This is a genomic window from Chryseobacterium cupriresistens, assembly GCF_046614675.1.
Taxonomy (GTDB): Bacteria; Bacteroidota; Bacteroidia; order Flavobacteriales; family Weeksellaceae; genus Chryseobacterium; species Chryseobacterium cupriresistens.
The window spans coordinates 729,700-754,611 of the sequence record NZ_JBKKJT010000001.1 but is presented as its reverse complement, the minus strand read 5'-3'; the positions used below and the strand labels follow the sequence as shown (position 1 = coordinate 754,611).

Genomic DNA, 24,912 nt, shown 5'->3' with positions numbered 1-24,912 from the left:
TTTGATAAACCTAACATTTTTACGAAGAGTTATTAATTATTTAAACTGCTTTTAAACTGGCTAAAATTCTCAAAAAATTAATACTAAAGCCCATTCAGAAAAAATTTAAGCCCTATATTTGCACTCATGTTAAAATGGTTCTCCATATTATGTTCAATGATGTATGTGCTGGCTACCACCAATGCGGGGGAAGTACTGAAAGTGCCTATGTTTGTGGAACATTTCATGGAATACCATGGAAGCTTTTCAGAATTTGTAATGGAGCACTATGATAACCACAAAGAGGATTCAGACTGGGATACCGATCAGAAACTGCCGTTTATCAATCCACCTATCGTACTTACCGTACACGCACAGCTTCCGGAGCTTTCATTCGAAATAAAAAAACCTAAGGAAATTACTGTTTCAAAGAAAAGCAGTATTTACAAGGAAAAAGACTTTTCCAACCAATACCTTTCTCAGATTTTCCAGCCACCGCGGCTTTCTTAATCGACTTCACATTGAAAATTAATGCTTTATGTTCTTACCTAAAGCAGTGAATTTTTGTTACATATCAATTAATCCGTAATGCGTTGTATTGATGCTTAAGCCTTAACCTGAAAAGTTACAAACGCTTGTTTTGATACTTTACGTTGTGGGAGAATTTCAGCTTTTATAAAGCATTCCGGATTATCAATTAATAGTTTTTCCATGTTAAATAAAATTATTGAGTTTTCTGTAAAGAATAAACTCATCATTGCTCTGTTTACAGTGGCTCTCATCCTTTTTGGAGTCTATGAAACCACTAAACTTCCCATTGATGCCCAACCGGACATCACCAATAATCAGGTTCAGATTATTACTACTGCTCCTTCTTATGGTGCAGCAGATATAGAACGTCTTGTTACGTTTCCTATCGAACAGGCCACCAGCAATATCAGCGGAATTACAGAGCTGAGAAGTTTCTCCCGTTTCGGACTTTCATTAGTTACTGTAGTTTTTGATGATAAGACGGATGTGTATTGGGCTCGTCAACAGGTTCAGGAACGATTGCATCTTGTTCAGGACAATATACCGGCAGGAATCGGTAAACCTGAATTAGGTCCTATTTCAACAGGATTGGGAGAGATTTTTCAGTACGTGGTACGGGCAAAAAAAGGATACGAAAATGTATATGATGAAACTGAACTGAGGACTATCCAGGACTGGGTGGTCAGAAGACAGCTTCTCGGAACCAAAGGTGTGGCGGATGTAAGCAGCTTCGGAGGCAAACTGAAACAATATGAAATTGCCATTAATCCTAATAAATTACAGGCATTTGACATCAACATCAACGATGTTTTTGCAGCGTTGGAAAAGAATAACCAGAATACCGGAGGTGCATATATTGAAAAGAAAGAAACCGTTCTGTTTATCCGCAGCGAAGGACTTCTGGGAAGTACAGAAGATATCGGAAGCATTCAGGTAGCGGAAACGAAAGAAGGAATTCCTGTGCATATTAAAGACGTAGCATCTGTGAAGATCGGTTATGCAACAAGGTATGGTGCTATGACTTATAATGACACCGGAGAGGTTTCCGGAGCAATTGTTCTGATGCTGAAAGGAGAAAATGCCAATGTCGTTATCGGAAATATCAAGCAAAGACTGGAAAAAATTCAGGAGTCCTTACCGGAAGGAGTAGTGATTGAGCCTTTCCTTGATCGCGCTAAAATGGTGAATAATACCATCAGTACTGTAAAAACAAACCTTATGGAAGGAGCTTTGATCGTTGTTTTCATTCTGGTATTATTTTTAGGAAATTTCAGAGCAGGATTACTGGTGGCTTCCGTTATTCCTTTGGCCATGCTTTTCGCCATTATCATGATGAATATTTTCGGGGTTGGAGGAAATCTGATGAGCCTTGGAGCGCTGGATTTCGGTCTTATTGTAGACGGTGCCGTTATTATTGTGGAAGCCGTGCTGCATCAGCTTGCCCATAAAAAGCATTTTGGGAAAGACAATATGCTCACCAAAAAAGAAATGGATGACCAGGTTTCAAGCTCTGCGACCAAAATGGTTAACAGTGCGGTTTTCGGTCAGATCATTATCTTAATTGTATATCTTCCGATTTTTACGCTTCAGGGAATTGAGGGCAAAATGTTTAAGCCTATGGCTCAAACCGTTGCCTTTGCATTAATCGGAGCTTTTATTCTTTCCCTCACTTATATTCCGATGATGAGTTCTCTGGTATTGAGCAGAAAGAAAAAAGAAAAAGAGAACATCTCGGACCGCGTCATGGGTAAAGTGGAAACCGGACATCAGCGATTACTGATGAAAGCTCTTAAATTCAGAAAAACGATCATCATTGGCGTGTTGATTCTGTTTGCAGGTGCTGTTTTTACTCTTTCCAGAATGGGTGGAGAATTTATTCCGTCTCTGGAGGAAGGCGACTTTGCTGTTGAAATGAGAATCCTTCAGGGAAGTAATATCAATGAAACCAAGAAAGCCACCACACAGGCAGCGCATATTCTTTTAACACAGTTTCCTGAAGTAGAAAAAGTAGTCATGAAAATTGGGAGTGCAGAAATTCCTACAGAACCTATGCCGATGGATTCCGGAGATATGATCGTCGTTTTAAAACCTAAAAAGAAATGGACTTCCGCAACAACATTTCCTGAACTTTCTGACAAAATGAGCAAAGCATTAAGCGTTATTCCCGGCCTCACCACCAGTTTCCAGTTTCCGGTACAAATGCGCTTCAATGAGTTGATGACCGGAGCCAGACAGGATGTGGTTTGTAAAATCTACGGCGAAGATCTGGACAGTCTTGCCACGTATGCCAAAAAGATTGGAAGCATCATCAATACCGTAAAAGGTGCTCAGGATCTTTATATTGAACCGGTAGTAGGCGCTCCACAGGTTGTGATTGATTATAACCGTTCGGAACTTTCCCGATACAATATTTCAGTGGCGGACATCAACAGGGTAATTAATATGGCTTTTGCAGGGCAGACCGCAGGTGCTTTGTATGAAGGCGAGAAAAAGTTTGATATCGTTGTCCGCATGGATAATAAACATAAAAAAGATATTACCAGCATTCAGAATCTTTTGGTTCCAACTTCTTCAGGAGAACAGATTCCTTTGTCACAATTGGCTAAAGTAGAGCTTAAAAACAGTCCGAACCAGATCCAGAGGGAAGATACTAAAAGAAGGATTATTGTAGGTTTTAATGTGAGAGGAAGAGATGTTCAGAGTATCGTGGAAGAACTTCAGCAGAAAGCAGATAAAAACCTGAAATTATCACCGGGCTACACCATTTCTTATGGAGGAGCTTTTGAAAACTTAAATGAAGCCAAAGCAAGATTGGGAATTGCTGTTCCTATTTCGTTGGTGATGATTTTCCTGTTACTATTCTTTGCTTTCGGTTCAGTAAAACACAGTTTATTAATCTATACTGCTATTCCATTATCTGCGATAGGAGGTGTGTACTTTCTGGCGTTGAGAGGAATGCCTTTCAGCATCAGCGCCGGGGTAGGATTCATTGCTTTATTTGGAGTTGCCGTACTTAATGGAATTGTTTTAATATCAGAATTTAACCGATTGAAAAAGAACGGAATAAACAACACCAGCAGAATTGTACTGATAGGTACAAAAATCAGGCTTCGTCCGGTCTTAATGACTGCGTTTGTGGCTTCTCTGGGATTCCTTCCAATGGCCATCAGCAACGGTGCAGGAGCAGAAGTACAGAGACCTTTGGCAACGGTGGTGATCGGAGGATTGATGCTTGCCACCCTTTTAACCCTGTTTGTACTCCCGATATTATACGTCCTGTTTGAACATATTAATAAAGATAAAATGAAATTCTCAAAAAAACTCAACTATAAAAAAATGTCTGTTTTCCTGTTGTTAATATCCTTTGGAACTTATCAGGCTCAGGAAAATATTACCTATGATCAGGCTTTGGAAAAAGCATACCAGCAGAATGGTACTCTTAAAAATTCAATATTAGTCTCAGATTATCAGGAAAAACTGAAAGCCAGTTATCTGGATATTCCCCAGACGGAAATTACCGGAGGATTTGGGCAAATTCAGGGTGAGGAAACCGATAATTCATTCGGGATCTCACAGAGGTTCAGTTTTCCTACGGTGTATTCAAAAAGAAAACAGATGCTGGATGCTGAATGGTCTGCCAGTGTCATCAGTCAGAATCTGACCAAAACACGGCTTACCAAGGAAGTGACAGACGTTTTCTACAGGATACTGGTGCTTCAGGAAAAGAAAAAAGTGCTTGAATACATCAGCCAGCTTTACAATAATTTTGCAGACAAAGCCGGATTAAGATTAAAAAAAGGAGAAGCCAATATTCTGGAGGAATCCACCGCCGAAATCCAGAAAGAACAGATCAAAGTACAGTTGAATACGTTAGAAAACGACCTGAATATTGCAAAACTTCAGCTTCAGTTATTACTTCAGTCAGAGGTTCCATACCAACCAGTTGCCGATCGTCCCACGATGAATATTGGTCTACAGATTTCAGAAGAAATGGTACAACAGCATCCTGAGCTTCAATATCTGCAGCAGCAGATCAAAGTAGGAGAGGCAGAAGTACAGCTTGAAAAAAGCAGGCTGCTTCCGGATCTTCTTATAGGATACACCAATCAAAGTATGAAAAACATCAATAATAATCGGTTCAATTCGGTTCAGATAGGAGTAGGAATTCCACTATTCACCAAAGGACAGAGAGCTTTGGCAAAGGCAGCACAGGCAAAAATAGCCATCTCCGAGAATCAGTACCAGAGAAAAGAAATTGAACTTAAAAACAGATTGAAACAACAGTTGACTACCTATATGAACCAACAGCAGATCATCGAAAATTATGAACAAAAACAGCTTCCAAAATCCGAAACTATTCTAAAAACTGCTCAGAAACAGATGGAGGTTGGAGAAATAGATTATCTGGACTGGGTCATACTGGTGAATCAGGCCGTAAAAACCAAAGCAGATTATATTGATCAGCTTGAAAAACTGAATCAGATCGGAGCTGAACTTCAATTCTTAATTTCAAAATAATATCAACATGCATTTCAAGAATATATCCCTATACAGCGTGGCTTTCATCCTTACTTTATCTTCATGTTCCGGTAAAAAAGAAGAAGAAAAAACGGTTTACGAAAACACCAAATTTTCCAGGAATGACAAAAATTCTGTTCACCTTACAGAAAAACAGATTCAGTCTGTAGGGTTAACAACAACCAGTATTCAGAACAGGAATATGGAAAAACTGGTGAAATTAAATGGAAAGGCAGAAATTGCACCATCTCACATCAGTTTGGTTTCCAGTATTATGGGTGGACATATCAAGTCTATCAATGTGATCAATGGAAGTCATTTCAGCAAAGGACAAGTGCTTGCAGTAGTAGAAGACCCTCAGTTTATACAATTACAGCAGGATTATCTGGTGACCAAAGCCCAGCTCGAAGCGGCAAGACTGAATTATAACCGTCAGAAAGATCTGAATACAAGCAAAGCCAGCAGTGACAAGACCCTACAGACTGCTCAGGCAGAGTATTCTACTTTGAACGCCACTTTAAAAGGGCTGGAAGAAAAACTGAGAATCATCGGAATCAATGCCAAAGGCCTGAGTACCGGAAATATCAGAAGTAAAATCAATATCTATGCTCCTTTTACAGGTTTTGTAAGCAAAATTCTGGTGAATAACGGACAATATATCAACCCGGCAGATACTTTATTTGAGCTGATCAATCCGGCAGGATTACTTTTAGAGTTGAAGGTTTTTGAAAATGATGTGAATGATGTAAAAGCAGGACAGGAAATTTTGGTGTACAACAATCAGAATCCGGATGTGAAATCCGATGCTAAAATTGTCAGTGTAGTTCCCAGTATCGAAAACGGCGGTTCTGCAACCGCAATCGCCAGATTATCTTCTGTGAACAGGGAATTTGTAAAAGGAATGTATGTGAATGCCGAAGTCAATATCAGCGGCCGTTACACTCAGGGACTTCCCAACGAAGCGATCGTTTCTTTTGAAAACAAAAATTATGTTTTTGAAGACCTTGGAAAATCCAATTACAAAATGATTCCAGTGGTCACCGGAATTGCTGACGATCAGTTTACGGAGATTGTAAAAGCAGATGCTTTAAAGGATAAGAAAATTGTACAGAAAGGGGCTTACAGTCTTCTGATGATGCTTAAAAACAAAGCAGAATAATTAATGTGAAACCACAAAAGACACAAAAGCTTTTATTTTGAAACACTTTAGCCACTTAACTAAGCTGAAAATAATGATGTAGAAAAATTTCACATAAGCGAAAATCAAAGATTTTCAAAAACTTAGGTGTACTTATTATGTTTAAGCAAGGTTCTTATGAAAAGAAGTGTCAAAAACTTTTGTGACTTTTGTGGTTAGAATAAAACAGACAAGAAGAAAAGATCAGTTATTCAGCTGATCTTTTTTATTTCAAACAATTAAAAAAATGACATTTGACATGTTTTCAATAATTAAAATACTATTTGACGCATAATTCATTTTAAAATAATATTTTTAAGAAGTGAATAGTTGTAAAGATTTTTAGATGAACAATAAAAAACTTTTATCAAAACTTTATGACACAAAAACCTTTGCACAATTTCCATATTCCGGTAATGGGACTGGCTTATACCATAGACAGCCCGATTCGTGTTGCCCAGTATGGAATTTCTTCCGTCATCTCTATTATTGATGATGAAATCCTGGAAAAAATGAAGAACTTTTACAACAAAAAGTTCAATCTTGACTATTTCGGAATCTCAACAAAAACAGAAGATTACAGAGCAAAAAGAGTTACCGCTTATCTGGATATGGTAGATGATATCGTGAATGAAAAATTTGAATCTTTCAAACAGGAAATCAGCAAAAACAAGGAAGCTTTGAAGGAATTCATGGCTATGCTTCCGAATACATCAGACCTCAAAAACAGCCTTCAAAATCTTATCAATCAAAAAGATAACTGGAGTTCCAATATTAAAAACTTCATTGAATCGAATTTAAAACCGGGAAGTATTGATGTCAATATCATGACGAAAGTAGATAAAGACAACTATCAGAATAATGAACAGCTTCCTGTGATGTATAATGATGCCCATGCCTCACTGCGCGGATTTGCCAAAAGCAAATTATCATCATCAATGGTTCTTTCTGCAGGGATGAATCCCCGTTTGTACAGCTATATGGAGGAGTTTGAAGATTTTTTCCCGGACGAAAACGGAAACATCAAAAAGAAAATTATCCTTAAAGTAAGCGATTTCCGTTCTGCAATGATTCAGGGGAACTTTCTGGCCAAAAAAGGATTATGGGTTTCTGAATACAGAATAGAATCCGGATTGAATTGCGGAGGTCACGCTTTTGCCACTGAAGGAATGCTTCTCGGGCCTATCATGGAAGAATTCAAGCAGAAAAAAAACGATCTGATACAATCAGCCCATTCCTTAATGACAGCTGCTTTGGAACAAAAAGGAAAGCATGTAGTTTCCGAACCTTTAGAAATGAAAATTACCGTTCAGGGTGGAGTAGGAACTGCTGAAGAACACGGGTTTTTACTGGCAAATTATAATGTAGACAGCGTAGGATGGGGTTCTCCGTTTTTGTTGGTACCCGAAGCAACATCGGTAGATGCAGAAACCAGAAATTTACTTTTACGATCAAAAGAACAGGATTTCTATCTGAGTAATATTTCGCCTTTAGGAGTGCCTTTCAATACAGTAAAAGGAACATCCAATGAACGGTTAAAGTTTGAAAAAGAAGCAAAAGGTAAATATGGAAGCTCGTGTCCCAAAAAACTTCTGGCATTAAGCAAAGAATTTTCTCCGGAAGGAACCTGTACCGCTTCCAGAAAATACCAGGATATCAAACTCAAAGAACTGTACGACAATAAGGAAACCCTTACAGAAAAGGAATTTAATAAAAGAAAATCCGACATTACGAATAAAGCGTGTCTGTGTGTAGGACTTGTGAATGCTGCATACATGGAGCAGAATCTGGAAATCAAAGGGGAAAAGCAAGGCGTTGTCATATGTCCGGGACCGAATATTGCCTTTTTTGATAAGGAAGTTTCTCTTTCGGAAATGGTAAAACATATCTACGGAAACTCCAATATTCTTTCAGACAACCAACGTCCGAATATGTTTATTAATGAATTAAAAATGTATGTGGATTATCTGAGAAAGGAAATCACCGAATACACTGCACAAATTACCCATTCGCAGACAAAAAAATGGAATGCTTTCAGGAAAAATGTTCTTGAGGGTATCGAATATTATCATGAGCTTTTTAAAGCATCATCATTCTTCAGCAACGGTTTGTCAACCATTCATCATCAGTTACAGGAATATAAACTTCAGCTTATCGCTATTGACATTCCTCAGGTTGAAAAATAACCGTATTTTTAATTGATAGATAGATAATAAAAACAGCTTTTACATGGCTGTTTTTATTTTTTTGAGCTGTTTTTATTGGAAAAGCGCACAGGCGCAAGAACATTTCGAATTTGCTCAATGAAAGATTTTCAGAAAATGATATGTTAAGAGATTCTACAGATTTTTTGCAAAAAACATAAAAATAAGCAGTATTCAATTTTATCGAAGATAAAATTTTTGCGTCTTAAAGCAGTTAGCTTTTAAATTATTTGCGCCTTTGCGCTTTTCCAACACATTCAATTAATCAAAAAAACTGAGGAAACATCAGCATTCCCATTTATAATAACTATGGCCGGAATGGTCATTTTGAATATTTTCCAGGCTTAATATTCCCTACCTTAGAGATCACTTAGTAAAATTATTTTTATGGAAAAAAGAAAGATCAAAAACACCGATTTAACGATTGCACCCATCAACTTCGGAGGAAACGTTTTTGGATGGACGCTGGATGAGAAACAGTCTTTTGATATACTGGACCGCTTTGCTGAAGCAGGATTCAATTTTATTGATACTGCAGATACCTATTCATGGTGGGTGAACGGGAAAGGCGGACAATCTGAAGAGATCATCGGAAAGTGGATGAAAAGCAGAGCTAACCGTAATGACATTGTTTTGGCAACCAAAGTAGGTTCAGAAACAAAAGAACACGGTTATGACATCAGCAAAAAACACATTCTTAAATCTGTAGATGAGTCGCTGCAAAGACTTCAGACCGATCATATCGATCTTTATTATACCCACTTTGACGATAACATTACTCCTGTAGAAGAAACTCTTTCTGCTTATGATGAGATTATCAGGGCAGGGAAAGTACGTTATATCGCGGCTTCCAACTTATCACCGGAACGTTTGAAGGCATCATTTGAAGCAGCAGAAAAGAATAATCTGCCCAAATATGTTGCGTTACAACCTCATTACAACCTAATGGAAAGAGATGGATTTGAGCAAAATTATGCCCCTCTGGCGGAGCAGTTTGACTTAAGTGTATTTCCTTATTGGTCTTTGGCAGCAGGTTTCTTAACCGGTAAATATCGTGATGAAGCAGATCTGGCAAAAAGTGCAAGAGGTGAGGGCGTAAGAAAATATTTAAATCCTAAAGGACTGGAAGTATTAAAAGCGCTGGATCAGGTAAGTGCAAAACATCATACAACACAGGGGACAGTTTCTCTGGCATGGCTGTTAACCAATCCTCTGATTACAGCACCCATTGTAAGTGCTACCAGTGCTTCCCAACTTGAAACAGTCATCAATGCACCAAAACTTGTTCTGGATCAGGAAGATATTGAGCTTCTTAATAGAGCAAGCAACTAATTTTCTCAACTTTATTATAGATTAAAATTAAATCCGTTCATTGCTGAACGGATTTTTTTGTTATTTGGCAACGCTCACCACCCCGTCAAAAATTCTTTGAATTTTCGCCACCCCTCCGGAGGAGGGGAATTGAGGTTTCCGATTGTTATATTCTGTTATTACTATTAATCGGAATATTCTTTCAGAAGCTGTCTGTAGCTCATTAATATGGAAGATTTTGAGATAAAACCGATGAAATCATTATTCTCACTTACTACAGGTAAATTCCATACTCCCGTATCATCAAAGGTCTGGAGAATATCCAGGGGTTTATTTTCACGATGAAGAACGGCAGGTGGCGCTTTCATGATCTGGGTAACCGTCTGGGACGTTTCAATTTCTTTATTAAAAAGATAAGGCCTTATATCATCCAACGTCAGAACTCCTTTCAATTTTCTGTTTTCATCCACAACGGCGAAAATATTTTTATTACCATTCTTTACCATTTCAAACAATTCTGTAACAGAAGCATTTTCATTAATGGTCTGGGAATATTTGTCAATAAAATCTTCAGTTCTTAAGGCAAAGAGAAGGTTTTTATCATGCTTATTTGTGAAAATTTTTCCTTCATCAGCCAAGGATTTTAATTCCGGAGAAATCGGGGAGAACCATTTGGCAATGAGATAGGATATGATGGAAACAATCATGAGAGGAATAAATAAATCATATCCAAAACTTGATTCAGCTATCAGGAAAATTGCAGTAAGAGGAGCATACAAAACACCGCTCATTGCTCCTGCCATTCCTACCAAAACGAGATTGGTCACCGGAACATCTGTAAACCCTAAATGCTGGCATACCAACGCAAACAGATAGCCCAGAGTTCCGCCTGCAAAAAGAGACGGAGCAAAGTTACCGCCATTTCCACCGCTAAAAATCGTAAATGAAGTAGCAAATGCCTTTAAAAGCAATACCAGAATAAGAAATATGATAATGGTCCAGTCTCCGATCTCAAAATACCTGAAAAAACTGTTTTCAATAATGGAGTAGGTGTTTCCATTCGTAAAAGCTTTTACCGTTTCATAACCTTCCCCAAACAACGGTGGAAAAAGAACGCATAACAGGGAAAGTACGGCGCCTCCAAACATGGCTTTACGCATTCTCGAAAGCTGCAGTCCTTTTATAAAATGTTCTACTTTTTGAGAAATAATCACAAAATAACGGGCATATAATCCCGTAACAATCCCCAAAATAAGATAGTACGGAACATTTTTATAGTTGAACGGATCCCTGGTATAAAACCTGAAAAGAACATCTTCCTGAAGTAAAATTCTTGATAAAAGACTTCCGCAAACCGCAGCTACAACCAACGGAATGAAATCGGTGAAAACTACTCCGGTTAAAAGAATTTCAAAGGCAAACATAATCCCCGCAATAGGAGCATTAAATGCTGAAGCGATCCCGGCAGTTGCCCCGGCAGCCAGTAACAACGTACGTTCTTTATAACTTAACCTGTAGGTTTGTGCATAGTTGGAACCGATAGCAGCTCCGGTAACGGCAATAGGGCTTTCCAATCCTGCAGAACCTCCCAATCCTACGGTAACAGCACTTTGTATCACCTGAGAATACATTTTAACGGAGGCCACAATACTGGAATTCTGTGCAATTTCGTATAAAATAGCCCCGATTCCTTTACGATCCTGACCTTTAAACAAGGTAAGAACAATCATCGTTGTCAGAACGATTCCTAAAAAAGGAAAAACAATATAGAATAAAATCTGATATTCAAAATGAACTTTATTGGTAATAAAATAATGAATATTGTGCACCAGTGTTTTCAGGATAACTCCCGCAAGACCAGCCGTGCAGCCTACCAGAATTCCGGAAAGAACAAGAAACTGATTTCTGCTCAGCCTGTTGTTCAGCCAATGCAGGATAAGCTCATAACTTCGTGCTTTTTCCAGTCCGTATTTCTGGAAATCTCTTTTAAATTTAAGGAAACTGAGGTACTTTTTTTTGTTGTGAATTTTCACCGTCGAAATATTTTACACTATCATCAGATTGATACAGTTCTGTAAATTTATGAAATATATCACAAAAAATATAGTAATGAGCCTTTTTCAAACTATAGCGATGACTGTTTATTTCTATTAATCTTCCCTTATTTCTTTCGTTTTTCCTGAAAAAATAAGCCCAACAGCCAATGCTCCAATGATTCCTGCACCTGCCAAGATCAAAGGTTTTTTAGAAACAGATAATAGTGTTTTCCCATCAATTCCCATATTTCCTGAGGAAGATTGGCGGACATTTCCACCTGTATTTTTTGTCTTATTGGCTTTCTTCATTATCATTCTCATTCCTGCAGAAGATACATAACGGATGATTCCCGGAAACATTTCATATAAATTTTTAAAAACAACAGCTGACCAGTCCGGATAAGAGGCTTCAGTTGGATTTTTAGCTGTTTTCACAATAGCAGCAGCCAGCTCACGGGGATCAAACGATGGAGGAGGTGTGCTGAGCTTTATTCCTGAATAATTGGCAGCATGTTCTATTCCTGATGATTTCTGAAAACCGGGATAAAGCGCACAAATATGGATATCAGGAAAGTCTGAAACTTCACCCTGCAGGGTTTCTACCATTCCGCGAACGCCAAATTTCGAGGCCGTATAGGCTGTTCCATAAGGTGCCGGCATCCATCCGCCAATAGAAATATTATTCAGTAAGACTCCTTTTTTCTGCTTTTTAAAAACAGGAAGCACTGCATGTGCCGAATGCATATACCCCAAAAGGTTGGTTTTCACAATCTGATCGCTGATATCTACCGGAATTTCTTCAAATTTTCCAAATGCAAGCACTCCTGCATTATTGACCCAATAATCAATTTTCCCGCTGAATTCCAAAGCTTCTCTGACAAGGTTCTGAACATCTTCTGCAACGGAAGTATCGGTAGGAACAGCAATCACTGTAGCTCCCAGTTTTCTGCATAATTCTGCAGTTTCTGCCAGTGCTTCTTCTCCTCTTGCTGCCAATACCAGATCAGCTCCCTGTTCGGCAAAAGCTTCTGCCGTAGCCTTACCAACTCCGCTTGAAGCACCGGTGATGACGACTGTTTCTCCAAAAAACGGAGGTCTTCTTTGATTTTTCATAATATGATAGATTTAAGTGTTTTGTTTTTTATCATGATCCGTTTCCTGTATTTCTTTTCGGAAAGAGAATAAGCCGGATGGATGGATTATTGGTGATGAATAGCCGGAACCAGTCCATGGCCAGTTGAAGTTTATTTTTAAACCCTACCAGCGGAATGATGTGGATGAAAAGCCAGGTAAGCCAGGCTATAAAACCGTTAAAGGAATTTTTCGGAAGATCTACTACCGCGTTGTATTTTGATATGATGGCCATACTTCCTTTATCATTGTACCGGAATTGTTCCAGGATTTTTCCGTCTTCTATCCGTTTAAAATTGGAAGCGAGATTTTTAGCCTGCTGAATGACAACCTGAGCCAGCTGAGGATGTCCTTTTGGATATTTTTCTTCTGTCAGCATCAGACATATGTCTCCCAACGCATAAATATTGGTAGTTCCGGTTACTTTATTATAGTCATCCACCAATATTCGTCTGCCTTTCCCGATAGTTTCTTCCGGCAGACCGGGGATTTCTTTTCCAATGACACCGGAAGTCCAGATCAGGGTTTCTGTTTCAATAGAATTTCCATCGCTCAGAATGACTTTACAGTCTTTATAATCTTTTACAGATACATTCAAAAGGATTTTCACTCCTAATTCTTTCAGCTTCTCATAGGCCGTTTTCTGGGCCAGCTGGCTCATAGGCGAAAGTAAAGTAGGTAAAGCATCAATAAGATAAAGATTGGAAAGTCCCAGTTTGATTTCCGGATATTCTTTCTGGGCTATATATTTTCCCATTTCCGCAAGCATTCCTGCCAGTTCTACTCCTGTAGGTCCACCTCCGGCAATCACGATATTTTGAAGTTTTTCGGCTTCTTTAATGTCTTTATTTCTAGCGGCTTCTTCCAGAGTCAGCAGAATATGATTCCTCAGATAGAGTGCTTCTTCTATATTTTTCATCGGAAGCGAACATCTCTTTACATTTTCCATTCCAAAAAAATTAGTCTCTGTCCCTAATGCCAGTACCAGATAATCATAACTGAGAATCCCCGTATCAGTTTCTATGGTCTTATTTTCAGGATTTACCCTGAGAAGGCTGCCCATGTGAAATTTCACATTTTTATTGTTTGAAAACAGTTTTCTGAAAGGATAACTGATATTGGAAGCTTCTATAAACGAAGTAGCTACCTGATAGATAAGTGGCGGGAAAAAATGATAATTGTTTTTATCAACCAGAGTTATTCTGAACCTTTTATCATTTCTGAGAGATTTGATAAGGTTGATGCCCGCAAATCCTCCTCCTACGATTAGAATATGCTTTTTCATAGTATGTGATTATTTCAAATGGTGTACTGAATTTCATTCAATAACAAGACCAAAAGAACGACAAAACAAATATTTAACATAATCTATAAATTGCCAAAACAGCCTTAATATTAGCTCTCATTAAGAATTTCAGGTTTCAACAGGTATTTTCTTTTTAACGTTTCATTCAGTGCCAGCACGATGTTTGTACTTTACTGATCATCCAACACTTTAAATATTTCATATATGAAATCACACATTTTAACCGAAAAGCACCAACTGGGGATAGGGGGTGTAGCAATAGGAACAGCTTTTGAAAATATTACAGATGAACAGGCTCATGAAATACTGCAGGCAGCCTGGGATATCGGAATCCGGTATTATGATACTTCTCCATGGTACGGATTGACCAAAAGTGAACGGAGATTTGGAAATTTCCTTAAAGATAAAGACAGGGATGACTTTATTTTCTCAACCAAAGTAGGAAGGCTTTTTCATCAGGTTCCTGAATCTGATGTTCCTCCAACCATGTGGAAAAAACCTCTTGATTACGACTTCCTGCATGATTATACAGCCGACGCCGTACAGAAATCTATTGAAGACAGCCTTCAAAGAACCGGATTGAGTCATATTGATATTGTTTATGTCCATGACCTTTCTGAAGATCAGGTAGGAGATCGTTATCCTTATTTTCTGAAGCAGGCGAGAAACGGTGCTTTTAAGATACTTTCTGAGCTTCGTGATCAAGGAGTAATAAAAGCCTGGGGAATGGGTGTTAATAAGATAGAACCTATTTTAGACTGTATTGAATCTGCTGATCCGGATATCTGTCTTTCGGCCACACAATATTCTATTCTTGAACACGAAGATGCTGTGGACCGCCTTCTTCCGACTGTTAAAAATGCTGGGGTAAAACTGGTTTCGGGAGCAGGGTATAATTCAGGATATATAGCAGGAAGAGAACGTTATAATTATAAAGATGTAATTCCAAAAGGAATGTATGAAAAGCGGAAAAAAATGAGTTCTCTTGCTGAAAAATACAATATAAGCCTTATTGATGCCGCACTGCATTTTGTACTGGCCGCTGATGAATTCGCTTCCATTATTCCCGGTGCCAGCCAGCCTGAGCAGGTGAAAGATAATATGAATGCCTTGCAAACCAATATTCCTGCCGAATTCTGGAAAGAATTAAAAAATGAGGGACTGATTTATGAAAAGGCGCAGGTTCCTGAGTAAATGAAGGTAACCATTATCGTTAACTAACTCAAAAGCCCGATTCTTTCCTGAATCGGGCTTTTCTTTATACTACCTTTGCTTTACGGATTATTTTTGCCAATAGGCCTGGAAAAAATCGTTTCAGGTAAACAGCCATCACTTCTTTACCACCTATCGCTTTCTGTCTTTTCTGTTTCTCTATGGCATAAAGCATTTTTTTGGCGAAGATATCTACAGGCATGCCATTCTTCGTAGCATCATCCATCGTGCCCTGTAATGAACCATCTCCGGTGACTGCATTAATAGAAATATCGGTCTGTATAAAACCCGGGCAGATCATCGTAATCTTAATATTCTGGTTGAATAATTCTGCCCGAAATGCATCAAAAAAACCGTGTAAAGCATGTTTTGCGCCTGCATATCCGCTTCTCATAGGAGCTCCAAAAATTCCCATAAGACTGGATACAACAACAATCTGTCCTCCTTTATTTTCAATCATATAAGGTACAACTGCTTTAGTAAGTGCCACTGTTCCGATATAGTCAGTATCGATAAGCTGTTTATCTACTTCAATATCTGTTTCCATGGCTAACGACCGTTGTGACAATCCGGCATTATTAATAAGAATATCAATCTTTCCAAACTTCTCAGCTGCCTTCGCTGCAATGGCTGGCATTTCCTTATAATTTTTAAGATCTAAAGGAATGACCGCATACCGATCTGTACTCAGGCCGGCATTTTCAGCTACAGAATGAAGCTGTTCTTCTTTTCTGGAAGAAAGAATAATTTTTGCATTGCTGTTCCTGGAAAGCTCTTTCACTAAAGCTTCTCCAATGCCTGACGATGCACCGGTGATCCAAATGACTTTATGATCAAAATAACTGCTCATGTTCAATACTATTATTTAGTTTTTTAAAGTCCGCCAATATATTTTCCCGCTTTCATTCCAGAGAAGATGCAGCCTCCTAAAAATGTTCCTTCCAGAGCTCTGTAGCCATGCATTCCGCCGCCGCCAAAGCCAGCTGCTTCTCCGGCAGCATATAATCCTTCAATGACGCTGTCATCCTCCCTCAATACCTGGCCATTCAAATTAGTTTTTATTCCGCCCAAAGTTTTACGGGTTAAAATAGTAAGACGTACAGCAATCAAAGGTCCGTTTTCAGGATCTAAAATTTTGTGGGGAGCCGCTACACGCCCGAGTTTATCTCCTAAATAATTCCGGGTGTTCCGGATATAATTTATCTGGGTGTCTTTTGAAAATTTATTGTTGAGTTCGCGGTCTCTGGCTTCAATCTGTGATTTTATCTTTTCATATTTCAGGAGATTATTTCCAGCCAGTTCATTCATTCTTTTAACCAGATCTTCCAGGTTATCTGATACAATAAAGTCTTTTCCGTGCTCTTTAAAAGCCTCTACCGGTCCGGGTGCTTTTTTACCAAAAATCCTTTTCAGAAAAAGAGCATAATCTTTATTGGTGATATCCGGATTCTGTTCCGAACCTGAAAGAGCAAATTCTTTTTTAATAATTTTCTGGGTAAGAATAAACCAGGAATAAGAAAATCCGGTTTCCTGGATATATTGTAAAGTCCCCAGCGTATCAAATCCCGGAAGAAAAGGAGCGGGGAGACGTTTTCCTTTTGCATCAAACCATAATGATGAAGGCCCGGGCAATATGCGGATTCCGTGATTGGGCCAGATAGGATTCCAGTTTTGTATCCCTTCCGTATAGTGCCACATCCTGTCTGGATTAATGATGTGAGCACCGGCATGCTCTGCAATGCCTATCATTTTTCCATCCACATAAGCAGGAACACCACAGACCATATTTTCAGGTGCTTTTCCCAATCTTTCCGGCCAGTTTTTTCTTACCAGCTCATGATTGGCACCAATTCCTCCTGAAGCAATGATAATATTAGGCGCTGTATACTCAAATGCAGAGATGACATTCCTGTTCGTTGCAGCACCTCTTTCCTGGTTATCATTTTCCAGAATATCTCCTTTAAGGCCTTTCATTTTGCCGTTTTCCTCTATCAATTCAGTTACCCGATGTCTGAATTTCATCTGAAGCAGTCCTTTTTCCTGAGCTTTGTAAGCTTTTTCTACAAAGGGTTTTACCACGCCTGTGCCTGTTCCCCAACTCACATGAAAACGGGGTACGGAATTTCCATGACCCGTTGCCGAACCATCACCACGCTCTGCCCAGCCCACCATAAACATCAGCCTGATTCCCAGTTTGGAAATATAATCGTACTTTTCACCGGCAGCAAATTTCAGATAAGCTTCAGCCCACTGGCGGGGCCAGTAATCTTCCGGACGATCAAAACCAGCGGTACCTTTCCAGTCCTGCAGTGCCAGCTCATAAGAATCTTTAATTCCCATTCTTCTTTGCTGGGGGGAATTAATCAGAAATAATCCTCCAAATGACCAGAATGCCTGTCCGCCGATATTCTGCTCTGTTTCCTGATCCAGAAGCAATACTTTTTTTCCGGCATTGGTAATTTCCATCGCCGCGGTAAGCCCTGCCAGTCCGGTTCCGATAATAATTGTATCAGGCTGGAATTTTTCTTTCATTGTTAAGCGTGTTTTGATTCAACAATACGTTAGATAAATGTATAAAATTATTCGGAATCGGGTTTAAAATTAAAAATTTAAATAAGCCTGCTTTGAGTAATCAGCCCTGAACTCTGAACTTTTCAACTTATCTTTGTGAAAAATAGAAGAATGAAGTATTTGTTTATCATTGCCTGCCTGGTTTGTTCCATATTCAGTCAGGCACAGCAAAAACAGGATCCATGGAAAGACAGCCAGCTGATGGATCCGGCATTACTGGCTTCCAGAATTGAAAATCAAAAAACAAACGATCTGGTCATCATTTCAGTAGGACCTGAAGCTATTGTGAAGGGTTCTGTAGACATCGGACCGACTCATGAACCTGAAAACCTGGAAAAACTGAGAAATTATCTTAAAGATATTCCTAAGAACAGAGAAATTGTGATCTATTGTGGCTGCTGTCCTTTTGTAAAATGTCCTAATATTCGTCCTGCATTTGCATTGTTAATGGAATTGGGCTTCAAAAATGCAAAGCTTTTAAACCTTCCGAAAAACATCAAAACAGATTGGCTGGATAAAAATTATCCTACAAATGATTAATATGAAAAACTCTTTAACAATATTATTTTTCATACTGTTTTCAGGATATATTTCTGCCCAGAACACCATAGAAGTAGGGAAGAAAGCTCCTGAAATAACAATGACAAAGGCAGATGGAACTTCATTTTCTCTTTCAGCATTAAAAGGGAAACTGGTTCTGATCGACTTCTGGGCAACCTGGTGCGCACCCTGCGTAGAAGAACAACCTCAACTGAAAACAATGTATGACACTTATTCCGGGCAGGTTAAAAAAAATCAGTTTGAAATAGTGGGCGTTTCTTTAGACAAGAATAAGGAAAGCTGGCAGAAAGCAATCGACAGGTTTCAGATCAACTGGATACAGATCAGCGATTTAAAATTCTGGAAAAGCCCTGTAGCAAAACTGTATGAAGTAGATGAGCTTCCCTTTAATGTTATTATTGACGGACAGGGAACGATTATAGCTAAAAACCTTCATGGCCAGGAACTGGAAGATTTTATTAAGAAAAATTTGACACAGAATTAAAACAAGTTATTTTTCCGGTTATAATATAAAAGAGTGGTAAGTTATTTACCACTCTTTTTAGTTGAAAAAGATAGAAGCATTTGTGTCTTAGAATCGTTTTATAACCATGTAAAATATCTTATGAAGACCGATTACTGATTATGGGGAAATTCATTATTATGTCTTATCTGAATGTAAATATACTAAATTGTATTTATTAAATCACTTTATATTGAAATATTAAAAAGATTTAATATTGCATACAATAGATCTCAATAATAAAAATTGCAATTTATGCTGAAACTAAAACTTTTATACCTTTTTCAAAGTTGTTGATATACAAAATGATAAGTGTATGTTTTCACATATTAATTTTGTTTCTATGAAAAAGAGTTTTTACCTTCGTTTGGCACTTTCAGTGATATTACTGATGCATAGTGTGATTTCTATTTTCAGTGGGGATGTGAATGATTTCGGACATGCTTATCTGGACAGATTGGGTTTCAGCCCTGCAGGAATTTATATAGCCTGGGCCATAAAACTGACTCATCTTTTATCAGTGCCTTTACTCTGGATTGACCAATGTATCAAGCCTGTAGCGGTCTGTAATATTCTCATTTTTATTTCCGGGATTTATTATGTTCACTGGCAAAATGGTTGGTTTGTAGTAGGAGGCGGAACCAATGGGATCGAATTCAATGTCCTGCTGATCTTCTGCTTTTTCAATCTCATGTATCCTGAAGTCTCTTTATATTTTATGAATAAAAATAAGAGTTAACCTATTCCAGAATCTTTGCCACGTAAAATGATTCAGAAGAAACAGTTTGTAGATTTTTGGCTTCATTTGATAGACTTATATGTTTATATTTGGGTTAATAAATGGTACTTTGTACTTTTAAATCATCATAAGCTTGAAATCAGACAGTCAATCTAAATGGCGGATTCATTTGCTTTTTTGGATCTTGTATTATACGCTGGAAGTTTACCTCGACTTTTACTGGTCCAGGTATCAGTTTCCTGATTTCAAATGGCAGATAAGGCTTCAGAATGCCCTTATGCTGGAACTCTGTTATTTTTTGGTTAAAATTCCGTTAGCCTATGTGTTGCTGTATGTATATGAAAAGGTTAATCTTAAATTTGTTTTTAAATATATTCTCTATATTTTCATTGTAACAGCAGCTGTCTTTGGCCATCGTTTTGTAACACATTTTATCATATATCCTGATATCTATGGTGTTATTGAAACATTGGACGGCAAGCAGGTCTCCGGATTTATCAATGGTTATGTGGCTTTCAATTCTTTCATGGATCTTATTTTTATGACAGGTCTTATTTTCGGGGTTGAAATTACCCGGCAGAAAAATATACTCAAAGAACAGATCTCTCAGTTAAAGTCAGAAAAACTGGATCAGGAACTTACTATGCTGAAAGCACAGATCAATCCCCATTTTCTTTTCAATACCCTCAATAATATCTACGGAATGGCTCTTAAAAAAGCAGACGAAACACCCGATGTTATTCTGCAGCTTTCCAAAGTAATGCGGTATAATATTTATGAAGCTGCAGAAAAAAACATTTCTATAGCCAAGGATATTGAAAATATTAAAGATTTTATACAGATTCAGAAGATCCGGTACCATCAGCTGACTGTGAATTTTTCTGAAGATATTGATAATCCTTCACAGGAAATTTCACCCCTGATATTGATACAGTTTGTAGAAAATGCCTTTAAACATGGCGTTTCTGAAAGTCTGGGAGAAGCATTTATTACCGTTGATATTCATTTAAAGAACGGAAATCTTACTTACCTTGTAGAAAATTCCAGACAGGAAAAATCTCATGAAAATTCCACCAAAATAGGACTGAAAAATATCCGGAGACAGCTTGAACTTCTTTATCCAAAACATACGCTTTCCGTGGAAGATGAGAGCAACCGCTATACTGTAACTTTAACCATTGATTTTCATGACACCATCAGCCTCTAAAAAATACAATTGCATTATCGTAGAAGACGAACCTATTGCAGCAGAAATTCTTGAAAATTTTATATTACGGGATCAGGAACTGAATCTGGTAGGAAAATGTGCAGATGCAGTATATGCCAGCAGTCTTTTAAGTATTCATGATGTAGATTTAATGTTTCTTGATCTTCATCTTCCGGTTCTAAAAGGTTTTGATTTTCTAAGGAAAGTAAAAAATCCTCCTTTTGTAATTGTTACAACAGCGTATCATCAATATGCAGTAGAAGGCTATGAGCTTGATATCACGGATTATCTGATGAAACCCATTCCATATGACCGCTTTCTGACTGCTATTGATAAATTCAAGCATTTAATGGAAGCAGAAGATGCATTACTCGAAGTTTCTGAACGCGATTTTATATTCCTGAACAGTGGTAAAAAGAAGGTTAAAATTGTTCTTCAGGATATTTTTTACATCGAAAGTTTAAGAGAATACATTAATATTCATACAAAAACGGAAACTCTCACTTTTAAAATGCCCATCAGTAAAATAGAAGAAGCGTTGAATCCCAAAATGTTTGTCCGTATCCACAAATCCTATATTATTTCCCGGCCAAAAATAGAAGTAAAATCTGCCAATATTATTCAGGTGAATGGAAAAAAGCTGCCTGTGGGGAGAACTTATAAACCATTGATTGAACTTTAAAACCAACATCAAAGCTCTTGAATTTCATCCCGATTCTCTAAAGAAGATTATTAGAAAACTTCAAAATTTTTCAGATACTGGTCCGTTGTAGATAGTTAATCCTTTATTACTTAGAATTTTAGTAGATCTTAGCCTGCCGTTGATATATTCCTTTCACTGTATTCTTCACCAATTGTTGAATTTTGATTAACAATACGTTAAAAAAATTAATAATTATGAAATACAAGTTAAAGCTTTTAAGTGTGGGAGTCGCTTTTTTCATAGGAAGCGAAACCTATTTCAGCCAGGGAAAGCAGGACACACTTACCACTAAAAATATAGAAGGTATCGTGGTAACTGCTTTAGGCATAAAAAGAGAAAAAAGATCGCTGGGATATTCTACACAGGAAGTAAAAGGAGAGGACCTCACCAGAAATCCCACAACCAATTTTATGAACAATTTATCTGGAAAAGTGGCCGGGCTTGAGATCAGACAATCAACTAATTTTGGTGGCTCCGTGGATGCAGTGTCCCGGGGATACAAATCTATCCTGGGGGACAATCAGGCACTTTTTGTAGTAGATGGTGTTCCGATCATCAACAGAAATATTAATTCTCTTGCTCAACAAAATGGATTCAACGGGTATGATTATGGCAGCCCTGTTTCAGATATCAACCCCAATGATATTGAGACAGTGAATGTACTCAAGGGTGCCGCTGCCGCTGCTTTATATGGTTCAAGAGCTCAAAACGGCGCCATTATCATCACTACCAAAAAAGGTAAAAAGAACAAACAGGGGATTGGCCTCGAGTATAGTGGGAGCTTGTCTGTTTCTTCCATTGATAAATCCACATTTCCTGAATACCAGACCCAGTATGGACAGGGATACCTGGGAAATACTTTAATCCCTTATCAAAACGGCTCACTGGTTTATTTCTGGAATGATGCTTCTTACGGAGTTCCTTATGACCCTAATCTTTCAGTATGGCAATATGATGCGTTTATTCCTGACTCTCATAATTTTGGAAGACAGACTCCATGGGTAATGGCTAAAAACGGTCCTATTACCTTTTTTGATAAAGCTACTAACCGAACCAATAATATCGCATTCAGCGGGGCTAATGACCGGGCTTCCTTCAGACTAAGCTATACCAACACCAGTGCAACGGATATTATGCCGAATTCTTATCTGGTCAAAAATAATTTGGGGGGAAATGCTTCTTATAAAATTACAGATAATCTTACAGCTAGCATTTTTGCCAATTATATTGTACAAAGTACCAAAGGAAGAAATTCCACAGGGTATGGTGACAATATTATAGGAAATTTCCGACAATGGTGGGCAACAAATGTAGATATTCAATATCAGAAATATCTCTTTGATACTTTTAATAAGAATTATACCTGGAATATGAAAAATCCTGTGAACCTGTCACCCGCTTATTGGGATAATCCTTATTTTACGAGATATAAGAATTACCAGAATGATAAGAGAGAACGCTTTGCAGGAAATTTCAGTATGAGCTATGATCTTTCCAAAGAGGTGAATATACTGGCTAGAGTAGGTACGGACGGATACAATATGATTACTGAAGAAAGAAGAGCTGCCGGTTCTATTCCTGCTTTTTTCAGTTTCAATCCAATAGAACAGCCTTCCGGATATGCAGTGACCAATCTGCGCTTTACAGAAACCAATTATGATCTCATAGCTACGTATAAAAAGAACATTGTCGAAAACCTCAATCTTCAGGTTCTTTTGGGTGGAAATATTAATGTACAAACCAGCTATTCCAATGCACAGACAACATCCGGCGGACTTTATATTCCAGGACTTTATACCATTTCCAATTCCGCGGCAACCCCGGCAAAGCCTTTGATTACAGATACTTCAAAATATATTTACGGAGCTTTTATTCAGGCTTCTGTAGGATATAAAAATACCTATTATCTGGAAGGAACTTTCAGAAGAGACCAATCTACAGCGTTGCCCAAAGGGAAAGAAGCATATTATTATCCTTCCGTTTCAGCAAGTATGGTATTTTCCAGTTTGCTAAAAAAAGAATGGCTAAGTTTCGGAAAGTTTAGGGCTGCCTATGCGGAAGTTGGCTCGGACACTGGCGCAGATCAATTAATAAACCGGTTTATTCCACAGGCTTCTTTTGCTAACAACCCGGTTTACTCTTATAATACAACTTTAAGAAATGCCGACCTTATGCCTCAAAAACTGAAGAATTTTGAAATAGGAACCAATATGCAGTTTTTCAAAAACAGATTAGGATTTGATCTTTCCTGGTTCAGGAATATTGCATTTAACCAGATTCTTCCGCTTCCTGTATCTTTAGCAACGGGTTCAGCAGCAAAAATTCAAAATACGGGAGAGTTAACCACAAAAGGAATTGAATTGTCTTTAAATATCACACCGCTAAAATTCAATAATTTCAACTGGGATGTAATGCTCAACTGGTCCAATCCTAAAACCAAAGTAACTGCACTCCGGGAAGGTATTGAAAATATAACCATCGGTACATTACAGGGAGGTATCAGTATCAATGCACCTCTCAATAAAGAATATGGAAGCATCTGGGGTGCAGATTTTGTCTATGATCCGAATGGGAATAAAATTGTAGGGAAAAACGGAGCCTATCTTCATACTGATGATTCTGATCACAATCTTGGAAGTTTTCAACCTGATTTTATCGCTGGACTAACCAATTCTTTTACCTATAAAAATTTTAATCTAAGTTTTCAGATTGACTGGCGAAAAGGAGGAAAAATATTCTCATTAGACCAGTATTATGGATATGGAACCGGACTTTATCCTGATTCCGTCGGACTAAATGACCTTGGAAACCCTATCAGAAATACACTGGATAACGGAGGTGGTGTTATTTTACCCGGAGTGATGCAGGATCCAAATAATCCGGGAATTTATATTCCAAATACGGTCAGACTTGACAAGTCTATGTCCAGCCAGACATTGGGAACTGATCCTCCTGTTGCTGCTTTTGTGTATGATGCAAGCTTTATAAAACTCCGTCAATTATCTGTTTCTTATACTTTTAATACCAATTTTCTAAGAAACACCGGCATTCAGAATCTTACTGTGGGATTTACAGGAAGTAACCTTTGGATCATTCATAAAAACCTTCCTTATTCAGATCCTGAAGCAGGGATTTCATCGGGAAGTATCCAGGGATACCAGTCCGGAGTTATGCCTGCTACCAGAAATTTTGCCTTCAATGTGAAAGTTAATTTTTAAAAACAA

General features: G+C 38.0%; 17 protein-coding genes. 12 read left to right on the top strand and 5 right to left on the bottom strand.

All coding sequences use genetic code 11. From position 1 onward, the window contains the following. Nucleotides 1-126: 126 nt before the first annotated feature. From ACLI50_RS03500 to ACLI50_RS03480, 5 genes are all read left to right on the top strand, one after another. The gene (locus ACLI50_RS03500; RefSeq protein ID WP_131797460.1) at nucleotides 127-489 is read left to right on the top strand and encodes a hypothetical protein; all 363 of its coding nucleotides are present in this window, start codon (nucleotides 127-129) and stop codon (nucleotides 487-489) included. Between the two features lie 201 nt (nucleotides 490-690). After that, nucleotides 691-5,028 (top strand): CusA/CzcA family heavy metal efflux RND transporter, encoded by a 4,338-nt coding sequence (locus tag ACLI50_RS03495; protein ID WP_411413172.1) that lies wholly within the window; start codon nucleotides 691-693, stop codon nucleotides 5,026-5,028. Between the two features lie 7 nt (nucleotides 5,029-5,035). Continuing rightward, entirely contained in the window at nucleotides 5,036-6,187 is a 1,152-nt protein-coding gene (locus ACLI50_RS03490) for an efflux RND transporter periplasmic adaptor subunit (protein ID WP_411413171.1), read from the top strand. A 395-nt stretch (nucleotides 6,188-6,582) separates the two neighbouring features. Beyond that, nucleotides 6,583-8,391 carry a hypothetical protein gene (locus tag ACLI50_RS03485; protein WP_411413170.1) on the top strand — a complete coding sequence of 603 codons (1,809 nt, stop codon included), beginning with the start codon at nucleotides 6,583-6,585 and terminating at the stop codon, nucleotides 8,389-8,391. A 405-nt stretch (nucleotides 8,392-8,796) separates the two neighbouring features. Then, entirely contained in the window at nucleotides 8,797-9,741 is a 945-nt protein-coding gene (locus ACLI50_RS03480; protein WP_411413169.1) for an aldo/keto reductase, read from the top strand. Nucleotides 9,742-9,905: 164 nt separating this feature from the next. On the opposite strand, the gene ACLI50_RS03475 is transcribed toward ACLI50_RS03480, so the two are convergent. The 3 genes from ACLI50_RS03475 to ACLI50_RS03465 all read right to left on the bottom strand — a co-directional run bounded on the left by ACLI50_RS03475 (nucleotide 9,906) and on the right by ACLI50_RS03465 (nucleotide 14,172). Then, nucleotides 9,906-11,753 (bottom strand): chloride channel protein, encoded by a 1,848-nt coding sequence (locus ACLI50_RS03475; RefSeq protein WP_411413168.1) that lies wholly within the window; start codon nucleotides 11,751-11,753, stop codon nucleotides 9,906-9,908. A 117-nt stretch (nucleotides 11,754-11,870) separates the two neighbouring features. Beyond that, the gene (locus tag ACLI50_RS03470; RefSeq protein WP_411413167.1) at nucleotides 11,871-12,869 is read right to left on the bottom strand and encodes an SDR family oxidoreductase; all 999 of its coding nucleotides are present in this window, start codon (nucleotides 12,867-12,869) and stop codon (nucleotides 11,871-11,873) included. Nucleotides 12,870-12,900: 31 nt separating this feature from the next. Continuing rightward, on the bottom strand, nucleotides 12,901-14,172 hold the full coding sequence (locus ACLI50_RS03465; protein ID WP_411413166.1) for an NAD(P)/FAD-dependent oxidoreductase: 1,272 nt from the start codon (nucleotides 14,170-14,172) through the stop codon (nucleotides 12,901-12,903). A gap of 225 nt (nucleotides 14,173-14,397) precedes the next feature. Here ACLI50_RS03465 and ACLI50_RS03460 point away from each other — a divergent pair, with 225 nt between their 5' ends. Further along, on the top strand, nucleotides 14,398-15,387 hold the full coding sequence (locus ACLI50_RS03460; protein WP_411413165.1) for an aldo/keto reductase: 990 nt from the start codon (nucleotides 14,398-14,400) through the stop codon (nucleotides 15,385-15,387). Nucleotides 15,388-15,451: 64 nt separating this feature from the next. On the opposite strand, the gene ACLI50_RS03455 is transcribed toward ACLI50_RS03460, so the two are convergent. Next, on the bottom strand, nucleotides 15,452-16,255 hold the full coding sequence (locus tag ACLI50_RS03455) for an SDR family oxidoreductase (RefSeq protein ID WP_411413164.1): 804 nt from the start codon (nucleotides 16,253-16,255) through the stop codon (nucleotides 15,452-15,454). A 23-nt stretch (nucleotides 16,256-16,278) separates the two neighbouring features. After that, a complete protein-coding gene (locus tag ACLI50_RS03450; protein WP_411413163.1) occupies nucleotides 16,279-17,937 on the bottom strand; it encodes an FAD-binding dehydrogenase in 1,659 nt (552 codons plus the stop codon). A gap of 150 nt (nucleotides 17,938-18,087) precedes the next feature. Between ACLI50_RS03450 and ACLI50_RS03445 the strand changes: the two genes are divergently transcribed. The 6 genes from ACLI50_RS03445 (at nucleotide 18,088) to ACLI50_RS03420 (ending at nucleotide 24,906) form a co-directional block, all read left to right on the top strand. Beyond that, nucleotides 18,088-18,516 (top strand): rhodanese-like domain-containing protein, encoded by a 429-nt coding sequence (locus ACLI50_RS03445; RefSeq protein WP_202840347.1) that lies wholly within the window; start codon nucleotides 18,088-18,090, stop codon nucleotides 18,514-18,516. Between the two features lies 1 nt (nucleotide 18,517). Then, nucleotides 18,518-19,021, top strand: coding sequence for a TlpA family protein disulfide reductase (locus ACLI50_RS03440; protein ID WP_411413162.1), 504 nt, complete (start codon nucleotides 18,518-18,520; stop codon nucleotides 19,019-19,021). Between the two features lie 361 nt (nucleotides 19,022-19,382). Further along, entirely contained in the window at nucleotides 19,383-19,778 is a 396-nt protein-coding gene (locus ACLI50_RS03435; protein ID WP_411413161.1) for a DoxX family protein, read from the top strand. Nucleotides 19,779-19,947: 169 nt separating this feature from the next. Continuing rightward, nucleotides 19,948-20,985, top strand: coding sequence for a sensor histidine kinase (locus ACLI50_RS03430; RefSeq protein WP_411413160.1), 1,038 nt, complete (start codon nucleotides 19,948-19,950; stop codon nucleotides 20,983-20,985). Beyond that, nucleotides 20,966-21,667 (top strand): LytR/AlgR family response regulator transcription factor, encoded by a 702-nt coding sequence (locus ACLI50_RS03425; RefSeq protein ID WP_343638361.1) that lies wholly within the window; start codon nucleotides 20,966-20,968, stop codon nucleotides 21,665-21,667. The genes ACLI50_RS03430 and ACLI50_RS03425 overlap by 20 nt, the downstream gene beginning before the upstream one ends. Before the next feature lie 215 nt (nucleotides 21,668-21,882). Then, the gene (locus ACLI50_RS03420; RefSeq protein ID WP_411413159.1) at nucleotides 21,883-24,906 is read left to right on the top strand and encodes a SusC/RagA family TonB-linked outer membrane protein; all 3,024 of its coding nucleotides are present in this window, start codon (nucleotides 21,883-21,885) and stop codon (nucleotides 24,904-24,906) included. The last annotated feature ends 6 nt before the right edge of the window (nucleotides 24,907-24,912 follow it).

Bases quoted from the DNA above. Each gene is read 5' to 3' on its own strand.
- ACLI50_RS03500 (WP_131797460.1), top strand. From the start codon at position 127: ATGTTAAAATGGTTCTCCATATTATGTTCAATGATGTATGTGCTGGCT.
- ACLI50_RS03495 (WP_411413172.1), top strand. From the start codon at position 691: ATGTTAAATAAAATTATTGAGTTTTCTGTAAAGAATAAACTCATCATT.
- ACLI50_RS03490 (WP_411413171.1), top strand. From the start codon at position 5,036: ATGCATTTCAAGAATATATCCCTATACAGCGTGGCTTTCATCCTTACT.
- ACLI50_RS03485 (WP_411413170.1), top strand. From the start codon at position 6,583: ATGACACAAAAACCTTTGCACAATTTCCATATTCCGGTAATGGGACTG.
- ACLI50_RS03480 (WP_411413169.1), top strand. From the start codon at position 8,797: ATGGAAAAAAGAAAGATCAAAAACACCGATTTAACGATTGCACCCATC.
- ACLI50_RS03470 (WP_411413167.1), bottom strand. From the start codon at position 12,869: ATGAAAAATCAAAGAAGACCTCCGTTTTTTGGAGAAACAGTCGTCATC.
- ACLI50_RS03465 (WP_411413166.1), bottom strand. From the start codon at position 14,172: ATGAAAAAGCATATTCTAATCGTAGGAGGAGGATTTGCGGGCATCAAC.
- ACLI50_RS03460 (WP_411413165.1), top strand. From the start codon at position 14,398: ATGAAATCACACATTTTAACCGAAAAGCACCAACTGGGGATAGGGGGT.
- ACLI50_RS03455 (WP_411413164.1), bottom strand. From the start codon at position 16,255: ATGAGCAGTTATTTTGATCATAAAGTCATTTGGATCACCGGTGCATCG.
- ACLI50_RS03450 (WP_411413163.1), bottom strand. From the start codon at position 17,937: ATGAAAGAAAAATTCCAGCCTGATACAATTATTATCGGAACCGGACTG.
- ACLI50_RS03445 (WP_202840347.1), top strand. From the start codon at position 18,088: ATGAAGTATTTGTTTATCATTGCCTGCCTGGTTTGTTCCATATTCAGT.
- ACLI50_RS03440 (WP_411413162.1), top strand. From the start codon at position 18,518: ATGAAAAACTCTTTAACAATATTATTTTTCATACTGTTTTCAGGATAT.
- ACLI50_RS03435 (WP_411413161.1), top strand. From the start codon at position 19,383: ATGAAAAAGAGTTTTTACCTTCGTTTGGCACTTTCAGTGATATTACTG.
- ACLI50_RS03425 (WP_343638361.1), top strand. From the start codon at position 20,966: ATGACACCATCAGCCTCTAAAAAATACAATTGCATTATCGTAGAAGAC.
- ACLI50_RS03420 (WP_411413159.1), top strand. From the start codon at position 21,883: ATGAAATACAAGTTAAAGCTTTTAAGTGTGGGAGTCGCTTTTTTCATA.